Here is a 13430-nt window from a genome sequence, read left to right as displayed (position 1 = left end):
TGGCCCTGCGCTTATCGGAAGGCGGGCCAACTGCGTGCACGCACATATCGGAGCGGCGGCTTACGCGGCCGCCTGCTGCCATCATACCGGGCTAGGCTGTCGGCCATGAGTTTCACGCAGCCCGCCGCTGCCGCCGAACAGCTCGCGGACCGGCCCGCGTCGCGAATTCCCGCCGACCATCCGGGCGTCGACAAGCTGTTTGCGCTGCTGGCCTACGGCGAGGTCGCCGCGTTCTACCGGCTCACCGACGAAGCCCGGATGTCGCCGAGCCTGCGCGGCCGGATCGCGATGGCCAGCATGGCGGCCGCCGAGATGCGCCACTACGAGTTGCTTCGCGACGCGTTGGCGGCCCGTGGAATCGACGTCGAGCAGGCGATGACGCGCTACGTGTCCGCGTTGGAGAACTATCACCGGCTGACCACGCCCAGCACGTGGCTGGAGGCATTGGTCAAGACCTACATCGGCGACGCCCTGGCCGCCGACTTCTACCGCGAGATCGCCGACGTGCTGCCAGACGAGGTCGCGGACGTGGTACGCGGCGTGCTCGCCGAGACCGAGCATTCGCAGTTCGTGGTGGCCGAGGTGCGCGCCGCAGTGGCGGCCAGCGGCAAGCAGCGCAACCGGCTCACGCTGTGGGCGCGCCGGCTGCTCGGCGAGGCGATCACGCAGGCGCAGTACGTGTTGGCCGAGCACGACGACCTGGCCGACCTGGTGGTGTCGGGTACCGGCGGATTGGGCGAGATCACCACGTTCTTCGAGCGGTTGCAGCGCACGCACGCCGAGCGGATGGCCGAACTGGGCCTGGCCTAGCTGGCTCAGCGGTTGCAGGTCGCCGCGATCGTGTTGTAGTCCTGCGCCGCGATGGTCTGGCCGTTGGCGTCGGCGATCGCACAGTTGAGGTGGCTGGCGACGCTCACGGCGGTCACCGAGTTCAGCAACATGTTGCCCCCCGAGACGACCGTCTTCGTCCAGGGCAGCGTGACGTTGAATTCCGTTCGGGGAAGGCCTGTTTCGTCGAGATAAGTGACCGTGACGATGTCGCCGGGCTGACGCGTGCCCGACACGGTGTAGGTGATGGTGCGCGGATCGGTCTGCGGGACGGCAGGGGTCGGCGTCGCCGTGGAGGCGGCCGTCGGTGTCAGCGTGGTGAAAGTCTCTCGGGGTAGCGAGGTGGTGGGCGGCGCCGAGGCCCGCGGTGGCGTCGTCGTCATCGGGGGCGGCGTCGGCGACGGTGCGGCCGCCGACGGAGCCGCCGGTGTGCGCGACGGCTGGATCGTTGCCGACGTGGACGCGGTGTCACCGCCGCGCACGATCCCGATCGCGCCGATCACCGCCAGCACCACCACCACGACGGCCAGCACGCCCGCCCAGCGCCACCGCGACGAATCCTCGTAGTAGACGATCTCGTCGACATCGCCGGCGCGCTCGTCGAGCTGCTTCGTCGTCGTGTCCCAAGTCATCGCGTGCGTGTTCTTCCCCGTCGGCCTTGGCGCTGGATCGGCCCGATGGTAGTGACGGACGCCGGCCCTTCGACGCGCTTGCGGTACACGTCCGGTTACAGGTTGATGCCGTCTTCGCATACCGCCGAAGGGTTCAACTAGCCTGCTGTCGGGAACGGAGAGCGACGAAAGGGTGCAGCGTGGAGGTCAAGATCGGCATTGCGGAAAGCCCGCGCGAGCTCGTGCTCAACAGCTCGCAGACGCCCGCGGAGGTCGAGGAGCAAGTCCGCGCCGCGTTGGAGAGCGGTTCGCCGGTGCTCGAGCTGACCGACGAGCGCGGCCGCAAAGTGCTGGTGCAGACGTCGAAGGTGTCTTATGTGGAGATTGGGATCGCCGACGTGCGCCGGGTGGGCTTTGGCGGCGCTTGAGCGCTTGCGTGAACGCGCGGCAAGCCGCTACTCAGGAGCGCGTCAGCGGCACGTGTGACAGCCCGCCCCAGGCGAACTGAACGGTCCCTTCGACGGCGTCCTCTTTGGAGATCGGCCGGTCGGCGCCCACCCAATACCGGGCGCAGTCCACGCTGATGCCCACCAGCCCCACCGCGATCATCCGGGCGCGATGAGCTTCCAATCCGGAGTCGCGGCTGATCAGGTCGGCCACGGCATCGGTGCAGCTTTCGGTGGCGACCCGCACCTGTGCGGCCACTTGCGGCTCGGTGACGTAGTCGTTTTCGAAGATCAGTCGGTAGCCCTGGCTGTCGTGCTCGATGAAGTCGAAGAACGCCTGCACCGCTGCGCGCAACCGCTGGCGGTTGTCGGTCGTGGTGCGCAGGGCCTGCCGCACGCCCGATACCAGCTTGTCGACGTGGCGCTCCAGCACCGCCAGGTACAGTTCGAGTTTGCTCGAGAAATGTTGATACAGAACAGGTTTGCTGACCCCGGCTCGGTCGGCGATCTCGTCCATGCCCGCCGCGTGGAAGCCGCGGTCGACGAAAACCTCACTGGCAGCGGCAAGTAACTGACCGCGGCGTTCGTCGCGGGGGAGCCGGTTGCCGCGCCGGTTGCCGCTATGGGCGTTTCCGGTGACGTCGTCGCCTGTGGCGAACGCGTTCCCGCGCCTTTCGGCGGTGTTGGCGAGTTCGCTCATCCCCATCCTCATTCGACCGCTGGTTCAGGAGTCTGACACTACTACCGCCGCCTGCGGTGCGGCGGAAGTGCCACCTGCTTGGGCTGTGACATTCTGTGTTTCGTGACCTACGACCCGGGGCGCCGTGGCGGTCGCGTGCCGGTGCTGCGCAACGAGTGGCGGGAGCCGTTGCGGGCCCAGCGCGACCCGGTGGGGGCCGACTACGGGCGGATCCGGTCGAATCGCGATGGCAGACAACGCTGGCGCAAGCGAACGTGGCTGGGCCGGTTCGTGTCGACGTATGGCTGGCGGGCGTATGCGCTGCCGGTGCTCGCGGTGGTGACGGTGCTGGCGATCGTGCAGGTGCTCGACGGCGACAACAAGTCGGCCGCGCCGCCGCGTGAGGGTCCGGCGCAGACCATCAGCCCCGTCGGCACCGCGATCGTCGGCGCACCACCGAAGGGGCTCACCCAATTCGACGCAAGCCTGCCCACCGGTGTCCTGCCGGACGGCGGCCCCTACACCGAGGCGGGGGCCAAGACGTGGCACGTCGTACCCGGCGTCGAGCAACAGGTCGGTCAGGGCACCACCAAGGCGTTCACCTACACCGTAGAGGTGGAAGACGGCCTCGACACCGCCACGTACGGCGGTGACGAAGGCTTCGCCCGGATGGTCAGCCAGACACTGGCCAACCCGAAGAGCTGGACGCACAATCCCCAGTTCGGGTTTCGCCGGGTCGACGCTTCGGTGCCCGGCAAGCCCGACTTCCGGGTGTCGCTGACGTCGCCGATGACCACCCGGGAGGGTTGCGGGTACGAGATTCCGCTGGAGGCGTCCTGCTACAACCCGGCGTACGGCGCTGACACGCAGCATCGGGTGTTCATCAACGAGGCGCGCTGGGTGCGGGGCGCGGTGCCGTTCCAGGGCGACATCGGCTCGTACCGGCAGTACCTGATCAACCACGAGGTGGGCCACGCGATCGGCTATCAGCACCACGAGCCGTGCGCCGACAACGGCGGGCTGGCCCCGGTGATGATGCAGCAGACGTTCTCCACCGACGACAACGACGCCGCCAAGTTCGACCCCGACACCGTCAAGCCCGACGGCAAGGTGTGCCGCTTCAACCCGTGGCCTTACCCGATCGCCTGACCCCTCGTCTGCGCCAGCGTGCGCGTCTGTGCACCGACACGCCGAGATCTCTGTACGACGACGCACGCCGGCGCCCGACGACCGTGCGCGACGGGTTCGTCGCCGGGAAGCTCTGACCGGCATTCGTCGTTGCTCGGGGTGCCTATTCTGTGGGTGGATTCTGTGGGTGGAACCGCTGATCAAGGAGAACTCGGGTGTCGACAACCCTGCCGCCGCTGGTGGAGCCCGCGGCCGAGCTGACGCGTGACGAGGTCGCGCGCTACAGCCGTCATCTCATCATTCCCGACTTCGGCGTCGCGGGGCAGAAACGCCTGAAGAACGCGCGCGTGCTGGTGATCGGGGCCGGTGGCCTGGGTTCGCCCGCGCTGCTGTATCTGGCAGCCGCAGGCGTGGGCACCCTGGGGATCGTCGACTTCGACGTCGTCGACGAATCCAACCTGCAGCGCCAGATCATCCACGGCCAGTCCGACATCGGCCGGTCCAAAGCCCAAAGCGCCCGCGACTCGATCCACGAGATCAACCCGCTCGTCGACGTCCGCCTCCACGAGTTCCGGCTCGAGCCGTCCAACGCGGTGGAGCTGTTCGAGCAGTACGACCTCATCCTCGACGGCACCGACAACTTCGCCACCCGGTATTTGGTCAACGACGCCGCCGTGCTGGCCGGCAAGCCCTACGTCTGGGGTTCGATCTACCGCTTCGAGGGCCAGGTGTCGGTGTTCTGGGAGGACGCGCCCAACGGCCTCGGCCTGAACTACCGCGACCTGTATCCCGAACCTCCGCCGCCGGGCATGGTGCCGTCGTGCGCTGAAGGTGGGGTGCTGGGGATTTTGTGTGCGTCGATCGCGTCGGTGATGGGCACTGAGGCCATCAAGCTGATCACCGGAATCGGTGAACCGCTGCTCGGTCGGCTGATGGTCTACGACGCTCTCGAGATGAGCTATCGCACGATCAAGATCCGCAAGGATCCCGAGACCGTCAAGATCACCGAGCTGATCGACTACGAGGACTTCTGCGGTGTGGTTTCCGAGGATGCCGCCCAGGCCACTGCGGACTCGTCGCTGACGCCCCGCGAACTGCGTGAGCTGTTGGACTCGGGCAAGAAAGTGGCGCTGATCGACGTGCGCGAGCCGGTCGAGTGGGACATCAACCACATCGACGGCGCACAGTTGGTACCCAAGTCGACGATCGAGTCGGGCGAGGGCCTGGCCATGCTGCCGCAGGACCGGATGCCGGTGTTGTACTGCAAGACCGGCGTGCGTTCCGCGGAGGCACTGGCCGCGGTGAAGAAGGCCGGCTTCGCCGACGCAAAACATCTGCAGGGCGGCATCGTGGCCTGGGCACGTCAGCTCGAACCCGACATGGTGATGTACTGACGACCGTTCTCGTCGATACTGCGTGCAGATCGCGAAACCGGCGCACATCACGATCTCCGCGCAGTCTCAACGGCGTAACGACGCGTCCGACACGGCTCGGTCACCCGCGGGCCGCAGTCGTTTGCGCAGGTAACCTGACGCCATGATCGTCGAGCGTCCGCCGGAGCATGTGCAGGCGGCGTTCGGGCTGAGCGGATTTCGTCCGGTACCGCTGGGGGCCGGGTGGGAAGGCGGTTTCCGCTGCGGCGAGGTCGTGCTGTCGATGATCGCCGACCACGCCCGTGCCGCCTGGTCGGCGAAGGTGCGTGAAACGTTGTTCGTCGACGGCGTGCGGCTGGCCCGGCCGGTGCGCTCCACCGACGGCCGCTACGTGGTATCCGGCTGGCGCGCCGACACTTTCGTCGCCGGAACCCCGGAGCCGCGGCACGACGAGGTGGTGTCGGCCGGGGTGCGCCTGCACGAGGCCACCGCGAAGCTGGAACGGCCGCGGTTTCTGACGCAGCCGCCGGTGGCGCCGTGGGGCGACGTCGACGTGTTCGTCGCCGCGGACCGTGCCGCGTGGGAGGAGCGCCCCCTGCACTCCTGGCCGTCAGGTGCCCGGGTGTCACCCGGATCTCCGGACGGGCAGCGTTCGCTCGACTTGATCAACCAACTCGCCGGGCTGCGTAAGCCGACGAAGAGTCCCAGTCAGCTGGTTCACGGCGATCTTTACGGCACAGTGCTTTTCGCAGGCACTGCCGCTCCCGGCATCACCGACATCACGCCGTACTGGCGACCCGCGTCGTGGGCGGCGGGCGTGGCCGTGGTGGACGCGCTGTCCTGGGGCGACGCCGACGACGGACTCATCGAGCGGTGGGCGTCGCTACCGGAATGGCCGCAAATGTTGTTGCGCGCGTTGATGTTTCGTCTTGCCGTACATGCTCTGCACCCGCGCTCCACGGCGGCCGCATTTCCCGGTTTGGCCCGAACCGCCGCGCTGGTCCGGCTGATTCTCTAGCTCACCGGCCCGGCCGCGGGCATGTGAGAAGGATGTATCAAGCAGGTCATCGCCTGCAGCGTTGCCGCAACACGGTTTTCCTACCGTGGCCGCATGCTCACCCGGACACGCAGACACGACATCGACAACTGGGACCCCGAAGACCTCGACGCCTGGAACAACGGCGGCGCGAGAATCGCCCGCCGCAACCTGATCTGGTCCGTCATCGCCGAGCACGTCGGCTTCTCGGTGTGGTCCATCTGGTCGGTGATGGTGCTGTTCATGCCCCAGGCCGTCTACCACATCGACCCCGCGGGCAAGTTCTTCCTCGTCGCGGTCCCCACGCTGGTGGGTGCGATCATGCGCATCCCGTACACGTTCGCCGTCACCCGCTTCGGCGGCCGCAATTGGACGGTCTTCTCCGCGTCGCTGTTGTTGATCCCGACGCTGATGACCCTGTATTTCATGGCGCACCCCGGCACGTCGTACACCACCTTCATGCTGGTGGCGGCACTCGCGGGCGTCGGTGGCGGCAATTTCGCCTCGTCGATGACCAACATCAACGCGTTCTACCCACAGCGGCACAAGGGCTGGGCGCTGGGCCTCAACGCGGGCGGCGGCAACATCGGTGTCCCGGTGATCCAGGTGGTCGGCCTGTTGGTCATCGCGACCGTCGGTAACCGGTCCCCGCACTGGGTGTGCGCGGTTTACCTGGTGCTGATCGCGTTCGCGGCAGTGGGTGCGGCGTTGTTCATGGACAACCTCAAGCACCAGAAGACCAATGTGCGCTCGATGGTCGAAGTGATGGCATTCCGCGACTCCTGGCTGATCGCACTGCTCTACATCGGAACGTTCGGGTCGTTCATCGGATTTTCATTCGCGTTCGGCCAGGTGCTGCAGATGAACTTCCTGGCCAGCCTCGCTCACGGTGGCCCGGCCACCGCCGCGATGACCGCCCAGGCGTCGCTGCACGCCGCTCAAATCGCCTTCATCGGGCCGCTTCTGGGCTCGTTGTCGCGGCCGCCCGGCGGCTGGCTGTCCGACCGGATCGGTGGTGGCAAGGTGACGCTGTACACGTTCGTGGCGATGATCGCTGCGGCGGGCTGGCTGGTGGTCGCCGGACGGCTGGACGACGCCACACCCGGTGCGCCTTCCGGCGGCATCATGACCGCCTACGTGATCGGGTTCGTGGCGCTGTTTTTACTGTCCGGGATCGGCAACGGCTCGGTATACAAGATGATTCCGTCGATCTTCGCCGCGAAGGCCCAAAGCCGCGACGACCTGAGCGCGGCAGAAAAGACTGCATGGTCGCGGAGCATGTCCGGCGCGCTGATCGGTATCGCCGGCGCCATCGGCGCACTCGGCGGGGTGGGCATCAACCTCGTGTTACGGGCCTCCTATCTGTCCGCGGCGCACTCGGCGACGATGGCGTTCTGGATTTTTCTGGCCTGCTACGTGGTGTGCGCGACGATCACGTGGTTGGCCTACGTGCGCCGTCCCGCCACTGTTTCCTCGCTCGCGACACCGGAGGTGGTGCCGGCATGACCACGAAACACGTTGTGGTGGTGGGCCACGGCATGGTGGGCCACCGGTTCGTCGAAGCGTTGCGCGACCGCGACGCCGACCGGCGCTGGCGGATCACGGTGCTCTGCGAGGAACCCACGCCCGCCTATGACCGGGTAGCGCTGTCGTCATACGTTGGCACCTGGGATCGCGCCGCACTCGCCCTTCCCGGAAGCGATTACGGCAGCGACGAATTCGTCGACCTGCGCACCGGGACGCGGGCGGTTTCGATCGATCGCCACGCACAGGTGGTCACCACGTCGACCGGCGACGAGCTCGGCTACGACGCGCTGGTGCTGGCCACCGGTTCGTATCCGTTTGTGCCTCCCGTGCCCGGCGGCGACAGCCAGCGTTGCTTCGTCTACCGCACCCTCGACGATCTCGACGCGATCCGCGCGGCGGTGACCCCGGGCGCTGACGGTGTGGTCGTCGGCGGCGGGCTGCTGGGTTTGGAGGCCGCAAATGCCTTGCGCCTGCTGGGCATGAGGCCGCATGTCGTCGAGTTCGGTAACCGACTGATGCCGGCACAGGTCGACGACGGCGGTGGCGCTGTGCTTGCCGGTCTGGTGACGAAGCTGGGCCTGACAGTACACACCGGTGTTTCCACCACCGCGATCGAACCGCGCGACGACGGGCTGACGGCCGCGCTGTCAGACGGTTCGGTGATCGATGCCGGGCTGCTGATCTTCGCCGCCGGTATCCGCCCCCGCGACGAACTGGCCCGCTCATGCGGACTGGCCATCGCCGAACGCGGTGGAGTGTTGACCGATATCACCTGTCGCACAAGTGATCCGTTCATCTACGCGGTCGGCGAGGTCGCGGCGATCGAAGGCCGCTGCTACGGCTTGGTGGCACCGGGATACGCCACCGCCGAGGTGGTGGCCGACCGGCTGCTGGGCGGCACCGCGGAGTTCCCCGGCGCGGACATGTCGACCAAGCTCAAGCTCCTCGGTGTCGACGTGGCCAGCTTCGGTGACGCGCACGCCACCACTGACGGCGCGCTGGAAGTGGTGCTCAACGATCCGACAAAAGGGACCTACGCGAAACTCGTTGTCTCTGATGATGCTTCGACGCTATTGGGTGGCATCCTGGTCGGCGACGCGACCGCATACGGCACGCTGCGTCCGCTCGTCGGGCGCCCACTGCCCGCCGACCCGGCGTCGCTGATTGCCCCGGCCGGCGCCGAGGTCGGAGTGGGCGCGCTGCCCGACGAGGCGCAGATCTGCTCGTGCAACGCGGTCACCAAAGGTGCTATCTGCTCGGCGATTTCAGAGGGCGCCTGCGATGTGCCCGCCATCAAGAGCTGCACCGCGGCCGGGACATCTTGCGGCAGCTGTGTTCCGATGCTCAAGCGGCTGTTGGAGGCACAGGGTGTCGAACAGTCCAAGGCGTTGTGCGAACACTTCAGTCAATCCCGCGCGGAGCTGTTCCAGATCGTCGCCGCTACCGGCATTCGCACGTTCTCCGCGCTGATCGGTAAGTACGGCAGCGGAACCGGTTGCGACATCTGCAAACCGGTGGTTGCGTCGATCCTCGCGTCGACGTCGTCGGACCACATCCTCGACGGCGAGGCCGCCGCGTTACAGGACACCAACGACCACTTCCTGGCCAATTTGCAGCGCAACGGCACCTATTCGGTGGTGCCGCGTCTGCCGGGGGGCGAGATCACCCCGGAAAAACTGATCGCCATCGGCGAGGTGGCCCGCGATTTCGGCTTGTATACGAAGATCACCGGTGGCCAGCGCATCGACCTGTTCGGCGCTCGCGTCGAACAACTTCCGGCGATTTGGAAACGGCTCATCGACGCCGGCATGGAATCCGGCCACGCGTACGGCAAAGCCCTGCGGACGGTGAAGAGCTGTGTGGGTTCGACGTGGTGCCGCTACGGCGTGCAGGACTCCGTGGCCATGGCCGTCGAACTGGAGCTGCGGTACCGCGGGCTGCGCTCGCCACACAAGATCAAGATGGGCGTGTCGGGCTGCCAACGGGAATGCGCAGAGGCACGCAGCAAGGACGTCGGCGTCATCGCGACCGAAAAGGGTTGGAACCTCTACGTCGGCGGCAACGGCGGCGCCACTCCGAAGCATGCACAGCTGCTCGCCGGCGATCTGGACTCGGAGACGCTGGTCCGCTACATCGACCGCTATCTGATGTTCTACATCCGCACGGCCGACCGGCTGCAGCGCACCGCCGTCTGGCAGGAAACGATCGATGGTGGCCTCGATCACATCCGCGCCGTCGTGTGCGAGGACTCGCTCGGAATCGCCGCCGATCTCGAGGCCGCGATGGCGCGCCATGTCGCCGGCTATTCCGACGAATGGGCCGGTGTACTGGCCGATCCCGCAAAGCTGTCGAGGTTCGTGTCGTTCGTCAACGCACCCGACCGAGCCGATCCGACCGTCGTCTTCGACGACAGCGGCCCGCGCAAGGTGCCTGTGTTGTTGGGCACACCGCGATTCGGTGACACGCGCGAAAGGTCGAGTTAATGGCTTCGAAACACGACTTGACTGCAATGGGTTCACAACAACTTCAGCAAGGAGTGGGCACTCATGACCGTTCTCGTTGACGGCCCCCGGACCGCCGACCTAACCACCCGCACGTGGACCGCGGCCTGCCGCCTCGATGAGCTACTGCCCGGCCGGGGTGTCGCGGTGTTGCTTGCCGACGGGCAACAAGCGGCATTGTTTTTGCTGGCCGACGGCACATTGGCAGCAGTCAGCAACATCGACCCGTTCGGCCGGGCCGCGGTGATGTCGCGCGGCATCACCGGCGATCGGCATGGTGAGCCGACGGTGGCGTCGCCTCTGCTCAAACAAGTTTTCTCTCTTCGGGATGGACGCTGCCTCGATGACGAGTCGCGCGCGCTGAAGGTCTACGACGTGCGAGTGACTGATGGAATCGTTGAAATCGCCTGCGAATGAACCGCTGAGAGGGTTCACGATCGGCGTGACCGCGGCGCGACGATCCGAAGAGCTCATCACCCTTCTCGAGCGCCGCGGCGCGACGGTCGTACATGCACCGGCGATCCGGATCATACCGCTGATCGACGACACCGAATTACGCCGCGTCACAGAGCTTCTCATCGCGCAACCACCCGATGTCGTCGTGGTGACGACGGGCATCGGGTTCCGCGGGTGGATCGAGGCCGCGCACGGCTGGGACGTGGCGGACGAGCTTGCCGAAGCGCTCGGCTCGACACGCATCCTCGCGCGCGGGCCGAAGGCGCGCGGCGCTGTTCGTCAAGCCGGCCTGTGCGAGGAATGGAGCCCGGACTCGGAGGCGTCAGCTGAGGTTCTCGACCGGCTGCTCGCCGACGGCGCCGCCGGATTGCGCGTCGCGGTGCAGTTACACGGCGCAGCGTCGGAGTGGGAACCCAACGCCGACATCTGCGATGCGCTGACCATGGCGGGTGCAGACGTCGTGAAAGTACCCGTCTACCGCTGGGAATCACCGGAGGACAGCCGTCCGATGGACCAGCTGATCGGCATGATCATCAACGCCGACGTGGACGCCGTGAGCTTCACCAGTGCGCCTGCGGCTGCGTCGATGTTGCAGCGAGCCAAGGCCCTTGGATGCGTGAGCGAGCTCGTCGAGGCGCTGCGCGAGCACGTCGCAGCGATCTGCGTCGGCCCGGTCACCGCCGCGCCCCTGCGCCGGCTCGGAGTGCCGGCAACCTACCCGCAACGCTATCGCCTGGGCGCGCTCGCTCGGCTCATCAGCGACGAAGTACCAAGGCGTGCTTCCCATTTCACGGCAGGCGGTCATCGCATCAGCGTGCGCAGCTCGACAGTCGCTGTCGACGGCGAAATCCGAACTCTGCCGCCTGCCGCAATGACATTGTTGCGCCGGCTGATGGCCAATCCTGGATTGGTGGTGTCGCGCGAGCAGTTGCTCGCCCAGCTGCCCGGCGGCGGAGCAGACACGCACGCAGTGGAAACCGCGATGGCCCGGCTGCGTTCGGCACTCGGTGCGCCGGGTGCAATCCAGACCGTCGTCAAGCGCGGCTACCGGCTGGCGATCGATCCGGCCGAATGCTGATCCTCGTCGCGCACGGCACCCGCAGCAGCGCCGGTGTGCAATCGGTCTTCGAGCTGAGTGCCGCGGTAGCACGCCGTGTCGGCGCGGTGCACACCGCGTTCGTCGACGTGCTCGGACCGAATCCCGCTGAGGTGCTTGCGCTCAGCCGAGGTCCCGCGATCGTCGTTCCCGCGTTTCTGGCTGGCGGCTATCACGTCCACACCGACCTGCCTGCGCGGGTTGCCGAAAGTGGTTGCACCGGCGTGTCGGTGCGGCCGCCGATCGGGCCCGACCCCGCGCTGGCGGTGGTGATGCGTGACCGCCTGCGCGAGGCGGGTTGGCATCCTGGCGATGCGGTCGTGATGGCAGCCGCCGGATCGTCAGACCCCCGAGCTGATCGCGACTTGCGCTGTGCCGCAAAGTTATTGGAGCACCACGTCGGCCGGGTAGCGATCGGCTTCGTGGCCACGGGCGCACCACGGGTGGGTGACGTCGTCAATGAGCTGAGGGCCGCGGGGCGACGCAGAGTGTTCGTCGCGTCGTATCTGTTGGCCCCTGGCCTCTTTCACGATCGGCTGGCCGACTGTGGCGCGACCGCGGTGACCGCCCCGCTGGGTTTGCACCCCGCACTCGTCGACCTCGTGGCGGCCCGCTTCGAATGCCGCGACGGTATCGCACTATCGAACGCCGCGCTGGCGCGGGTCTCGACGGTGCAGTCAGAACGTGTGGCGGACGTCGCGTAGCGGCACTCTGCCGTCGACGGCCAGCACTCCTTCGGCGCGCAGCGACGCCAGTTGCCGGGTCCGCAGGTGCGGTGCGGGACGGCCGTCGGCGCGGATCACGCGGTGCCACGGTAGGTCAGCGGAGTCGGTGCGCATGATCCAGCCGACAATTCGTGGACTGGAAAGCCCTGCAGCACTGGCGATGTCGCCGTATGTCGCCACCTTTCCCGGCGGTATGGCCGAGACCAGCGCGCGTACCCGTTCGACGTCGGCATCGCTGACAGCCGTCATAGCCGGTGCCGCACTGCCGCCGCGGTGTCGCCGGGCCGGGCCAGCGGCAGCATGTGGTCGCAGTCGACGTCGACGAGGGTGAAGTCAGGGCCGAGGCTGTCGTACAACCCGTGCACCAGCGCGTCTGTGACATACGGCGGCTGCGTCTTGGTGGCACGCATCAGTGTCGTCGGAATACCACTGCGGGGCAGGACAATTGGCCGGGCCAGCTCACTCCAGTAGGACATCATCGCCGGTAGGCTGATCCGCCACCCCACCCGGCCACCGGGCCAGGGCACCAGGTGCTCGTCCAGCTCGGCTTCGAGGTCCTCCTCGGGGACCTCGTGCCACGATCCGGACAGCTTGTCGGCGCGGGCCTCATCGCGGTCGGCGTAGTCGGGGGATGCCAGCATCTCGACGGCGATTTGGCGCATGCGGCCGCCATCGAGACCGGCCGCGGGGTCGAGCAGCACCAGCGCGTCGATCAGATCGGGCCGCTGTGCAGCCAGGCTCAGTGCGATCGCCCCGCCGAACGAATGCCCGACCGCCACCACAGGATGGCCGCCGTCGGCATCGAGCACGGCTGCCAACGCGGCGACGTTCGCGTCGATGGTCCACGGCGCGTTCCACGACGAGCGCCCGTGCCCCAACAGGTCCGGCGCGGCGACGGTGACGTCGGCGAGGTGCTGGATGGCCAACCTCTGCCAGCGCTTGCCGTGTCCGGTCAGCCCGTGGATCGCCAGCACCCTGATCGGCCCGTCGGGTCCGTATCGGTAGACGTGCAGATCAGACATGG

At 67.3% G+C, this 13430-nt stretch carries 14 protein-coding genes; 10 read left to right on the top strand and 4 right to left on the bottom strand.

The features are described 5' to 3' along the window. The first annotated feature begins 105 nt into the window (after nt 1-105). Nucleotides 106-810, top strand: a complete 705-nt coding sequence (locus AC5Y4C_RS00625) for a ferritin-like fold-containing protein (RefSeq protein ID WP_499907781.1) — start codon at nt 106-108, stop codon at nt 808-810. Nucleotides 811-815: 5 nt separating this feature from the next. Here AC5Y4C_RS00625 and AC5Y4C_RS00620 read toward each other — a convergent pair whose 3' ends face one another. Further along, nucleotides 816-1460 carry an MmpS family transport accessory protein gene (locus AC5Y4C_RS00620; RefSeq protein WP_499907782.1) on the bottom strand — a complete coding sequence of 215 codons (645 nt, stop codon included), beginning with the start codon at nt 1458-1460 and terminating at the stop codon, nt 816-818. Between the two features lie 179 nt (nt 1461-1639). Here AC5Y4C_RS00620 and AC5Y4C_RS00615 point away from each other — a divergent pair, with 179 nt between their 5' ends. Next, entirely contained in the window at nt 1640-1867 is a 228-nt protein-coding gene (locus AC5Y4C_RS00615; protein WP_499907783.1) for a DUF3107 domain-containing protein, read from the top strand. A gap of 31 nt (nt 1868-1898) precedes the next feature. Here the strand turns inward: AC5Y4C_RS00615 and fasR are convergent, their stop codons facing one another. After that, nucleotides 1899-2585, bottom strand: a complete 687-nt coding sequence (gene fasR / locus AC5Y4C_RS00610; RefSeq protein ID WP_499962240.1) for an HTH-type transcriptional activator FasR — start codon at nt 2583-2585, stop codon at nt 1899-1901. A gap of 102 nt (nt 2586-2687) precedes the next feature. Here fasR and AC5Y4C_RS00605 point away from each other — a divergent pair, with 102 nt between their 5' ends. From AC5Y4C_RS00605 to AC5Y4C_RS00570, 8 genes are all read left to right on the top strand, one after another. After that, nucleotides 2688-3713, top strand: a complete 1026-nt coding sequence (locus tag AC5Y4C_RS00605) for a DUF3152 domain-containing protein (RefSeq protein ID WP_499962242.1) — start codon at nt 2688-2690, stop codon at nt 3711-3713. Nucleotides 3714-3907: 194 nt separating this feature from the next. Continuing rightward, nucleotides 3908-5086 carry an adenylyltransferase/sulfurtransferase MoeZ gene (moeZ, locus tag AC5Y4C_RS00600; RefSeq protein ID WP_499962244.1) on the top strand — a complete coding sequence of 393 codons (1179 nt, stop codon included), beginning with the start codon at nt 3908-3910 and terminating at the stop codon, nt 5084-5086. A gap of 142 nt (nt 5087-5228) precedes the next feature. Further along, a complete protein-coding gene (locus tag AC5Y4C_RS00595) occupies nt 5229-6083 on the top strand; it encodes a TIGR02569 family protein (RefSeq protein ID WP_499907787.1) in 855 nt (284 codons plus the stop codon). Between the two features lie 48 nt (nt 6084-6131). Further along, entirely contained in the window at nt 6132-7607 is a 1476-nt protein-coding gene (locus AC5Y4C_RS00590; protein ID WP_499908065.1) for a nitrate/nitrite transporter, read from the top strand. Beyond that, complete coding sequence (gene nirB, locus AC5Y4C_RS00585; protein WP_499962246.1) at nt 7604-10111, top strand: nitrite reductase large subunit NirB; 2508 nt, start codon at nt 7604-7606, stop codon at nt 10109-10111. The genes AC5Y4C_RS00590 and nirB overlap by 4 nt, the downstream gene beginning before the upstream one ends. Before the next feature lie 63 nt (nt 10112-10174). Beyond that, the gene (nirD, locus tag AC5Y4C_RS00580; protein WP_499907789.1) at nt 10175-10546 is read left to right on the top strand and encodes a nitrite reductase small subunit NirD; all 372 of its coding nucleotides are present in this window, start codon (nt 10175-10177) and stop codon (nt 10544-10546) included. Beyond that, nucleotides 10518-11663, top strand: coding sequence for a uroporphyrinogen-III synthase (locus AC5Y4C_RS00575; RefSeq protein ID WP_499907790.1), 1146 nt, complete (start codon nt 10518-10520; stop codon nt 11661-11663). The genes nirD and AC5Y4C_RS00575 overlap by 29 nt, the downstream gene beginning before the upstream one ends. After that, nucleotides 11657-12385, top strand: a complete 729-nt coding sequence (locus AC5Y4C_RS00570; protein ID WP_499962248.1) for a sirohydrochlorin chelatase — start codon at nt 11657-11659, stop codon at nt 12383-12385. Before AC5Y4C_RS00575 ends, AC5Y4C_RS00570 begins: the two co-directional genes overlap by 7 nt. Here the strand turns inward: AC5Y4C_RS00570 and AC5Y4C_RS00565 are convergent. Continuing rightward, nucleotides 12359-12655 (bottom strand): MGMT family protein, encoded by a 297-nt coding sequence (locus AC5Y4C_RS00565; RefSeq protein ID WP_499907792.1) that lies wholly within the window; start codon nt 12653-12655, stop codon nt 12359-12361. The genes AC5Y4C_RS00570 and AC5Y4C_RS00565 overlap by 27 nt on opposite strands. Beyond that, nucleotides 12652-13428 carry an alpha/beta fold hydrolase gene (locus AC5Y4C_RS00560; RefSeq protein ID WP_499962250.1) on the bottom strand — a complete coding sequence of 259 codons (777 nt, stop codon included), beginning with the start codon at nt 13426-13428 and terminating at the stop codon, nt 12652-12654. The genes AC5Y4C_RS00565 and AC5Y4C_RS00560 overlap by 4 nt, the downstream gene beginning before the upstream one ends. Nucleotides 13429-13430 lie beyond the last annotated feature (2 nt).

The organism is Mycobacterium sp. NGS35 (genome assembly GCF_059812855.1).
Note: the sequence above shows the minus strand (reverse complement) of the source record. Positions and strands in the feature narration are given on the sequence as shown.

Coding starts and splice junctions, on each gene's coding strand:
- AC5Y4C_RS00625 (WP_499907781.1), top strand. CDS start 106: ATGAGTTTCACGCAGCCCGCCGCTGCCGCCGAACAGCTCGCGGACCGG.
- AC5Y4C_RS00620 (WP_499907782.1), bottom strand. CDS start 1,460: ATGACTTGGGACACGACGACGAAGCAGCTCGACGAGCGCGCCGGCGAT.
- fasR (WP_499962240.1), bottom strand. CDS start 2,585: ATGAGCGAACTCGCCAACACCGCCGAAAGGCGCGGGAACGCGTTCGCC.
- AC5Y4C_RS00595 (WP_499907787.1), top strand. CDS start 5,229: ATGATCGTCGAGCGTCCGCCGGAGCATGTGCAGGCGGCGTTCGGGCTG.
- nirB (WP_499962246.1), top strand. CDS start 7,604: ATGACCACGAAACACGTTGTGGTGGTGGGCCACGGCATGGTGGGCCAC.
- nirD (WP_499907789.1), top strand. CDS start 10,175: ATGACCGTTCTCGTTGACGGCCCCCGGACCGCCGACCTAACCACCCGC.
- AC5Y4C_RS00575 (WP_499907790.1), top strand. CDS start 10,518: ATGGAATCGTTGAAATCGCCTGCGAATGAACCGCTGAGAGGGTTCACG.
- AC5Y4C_RS00570 (WP_499962248.1), top strand. CDS start 11,657: ATGCTGATCCTCGTCGCGCACGGCACCCGCAGCAGCGCCGGTGTGCAA.
- AC5Y4C_RS00565 (WP_499907792.1), bottom strand. CDS start 12,655: ATGACGGCTGTCAGCGATGCCGACGTCGAACGGGTACGCGCGCTGGTC.
- AC5Y4C_RS00560 (WP_499962250.1), bottom strand. CDS start 13,428: ATGTCTGATCTGCACGTCTACCGATACGGACCCGACGGGCCGATCAGG.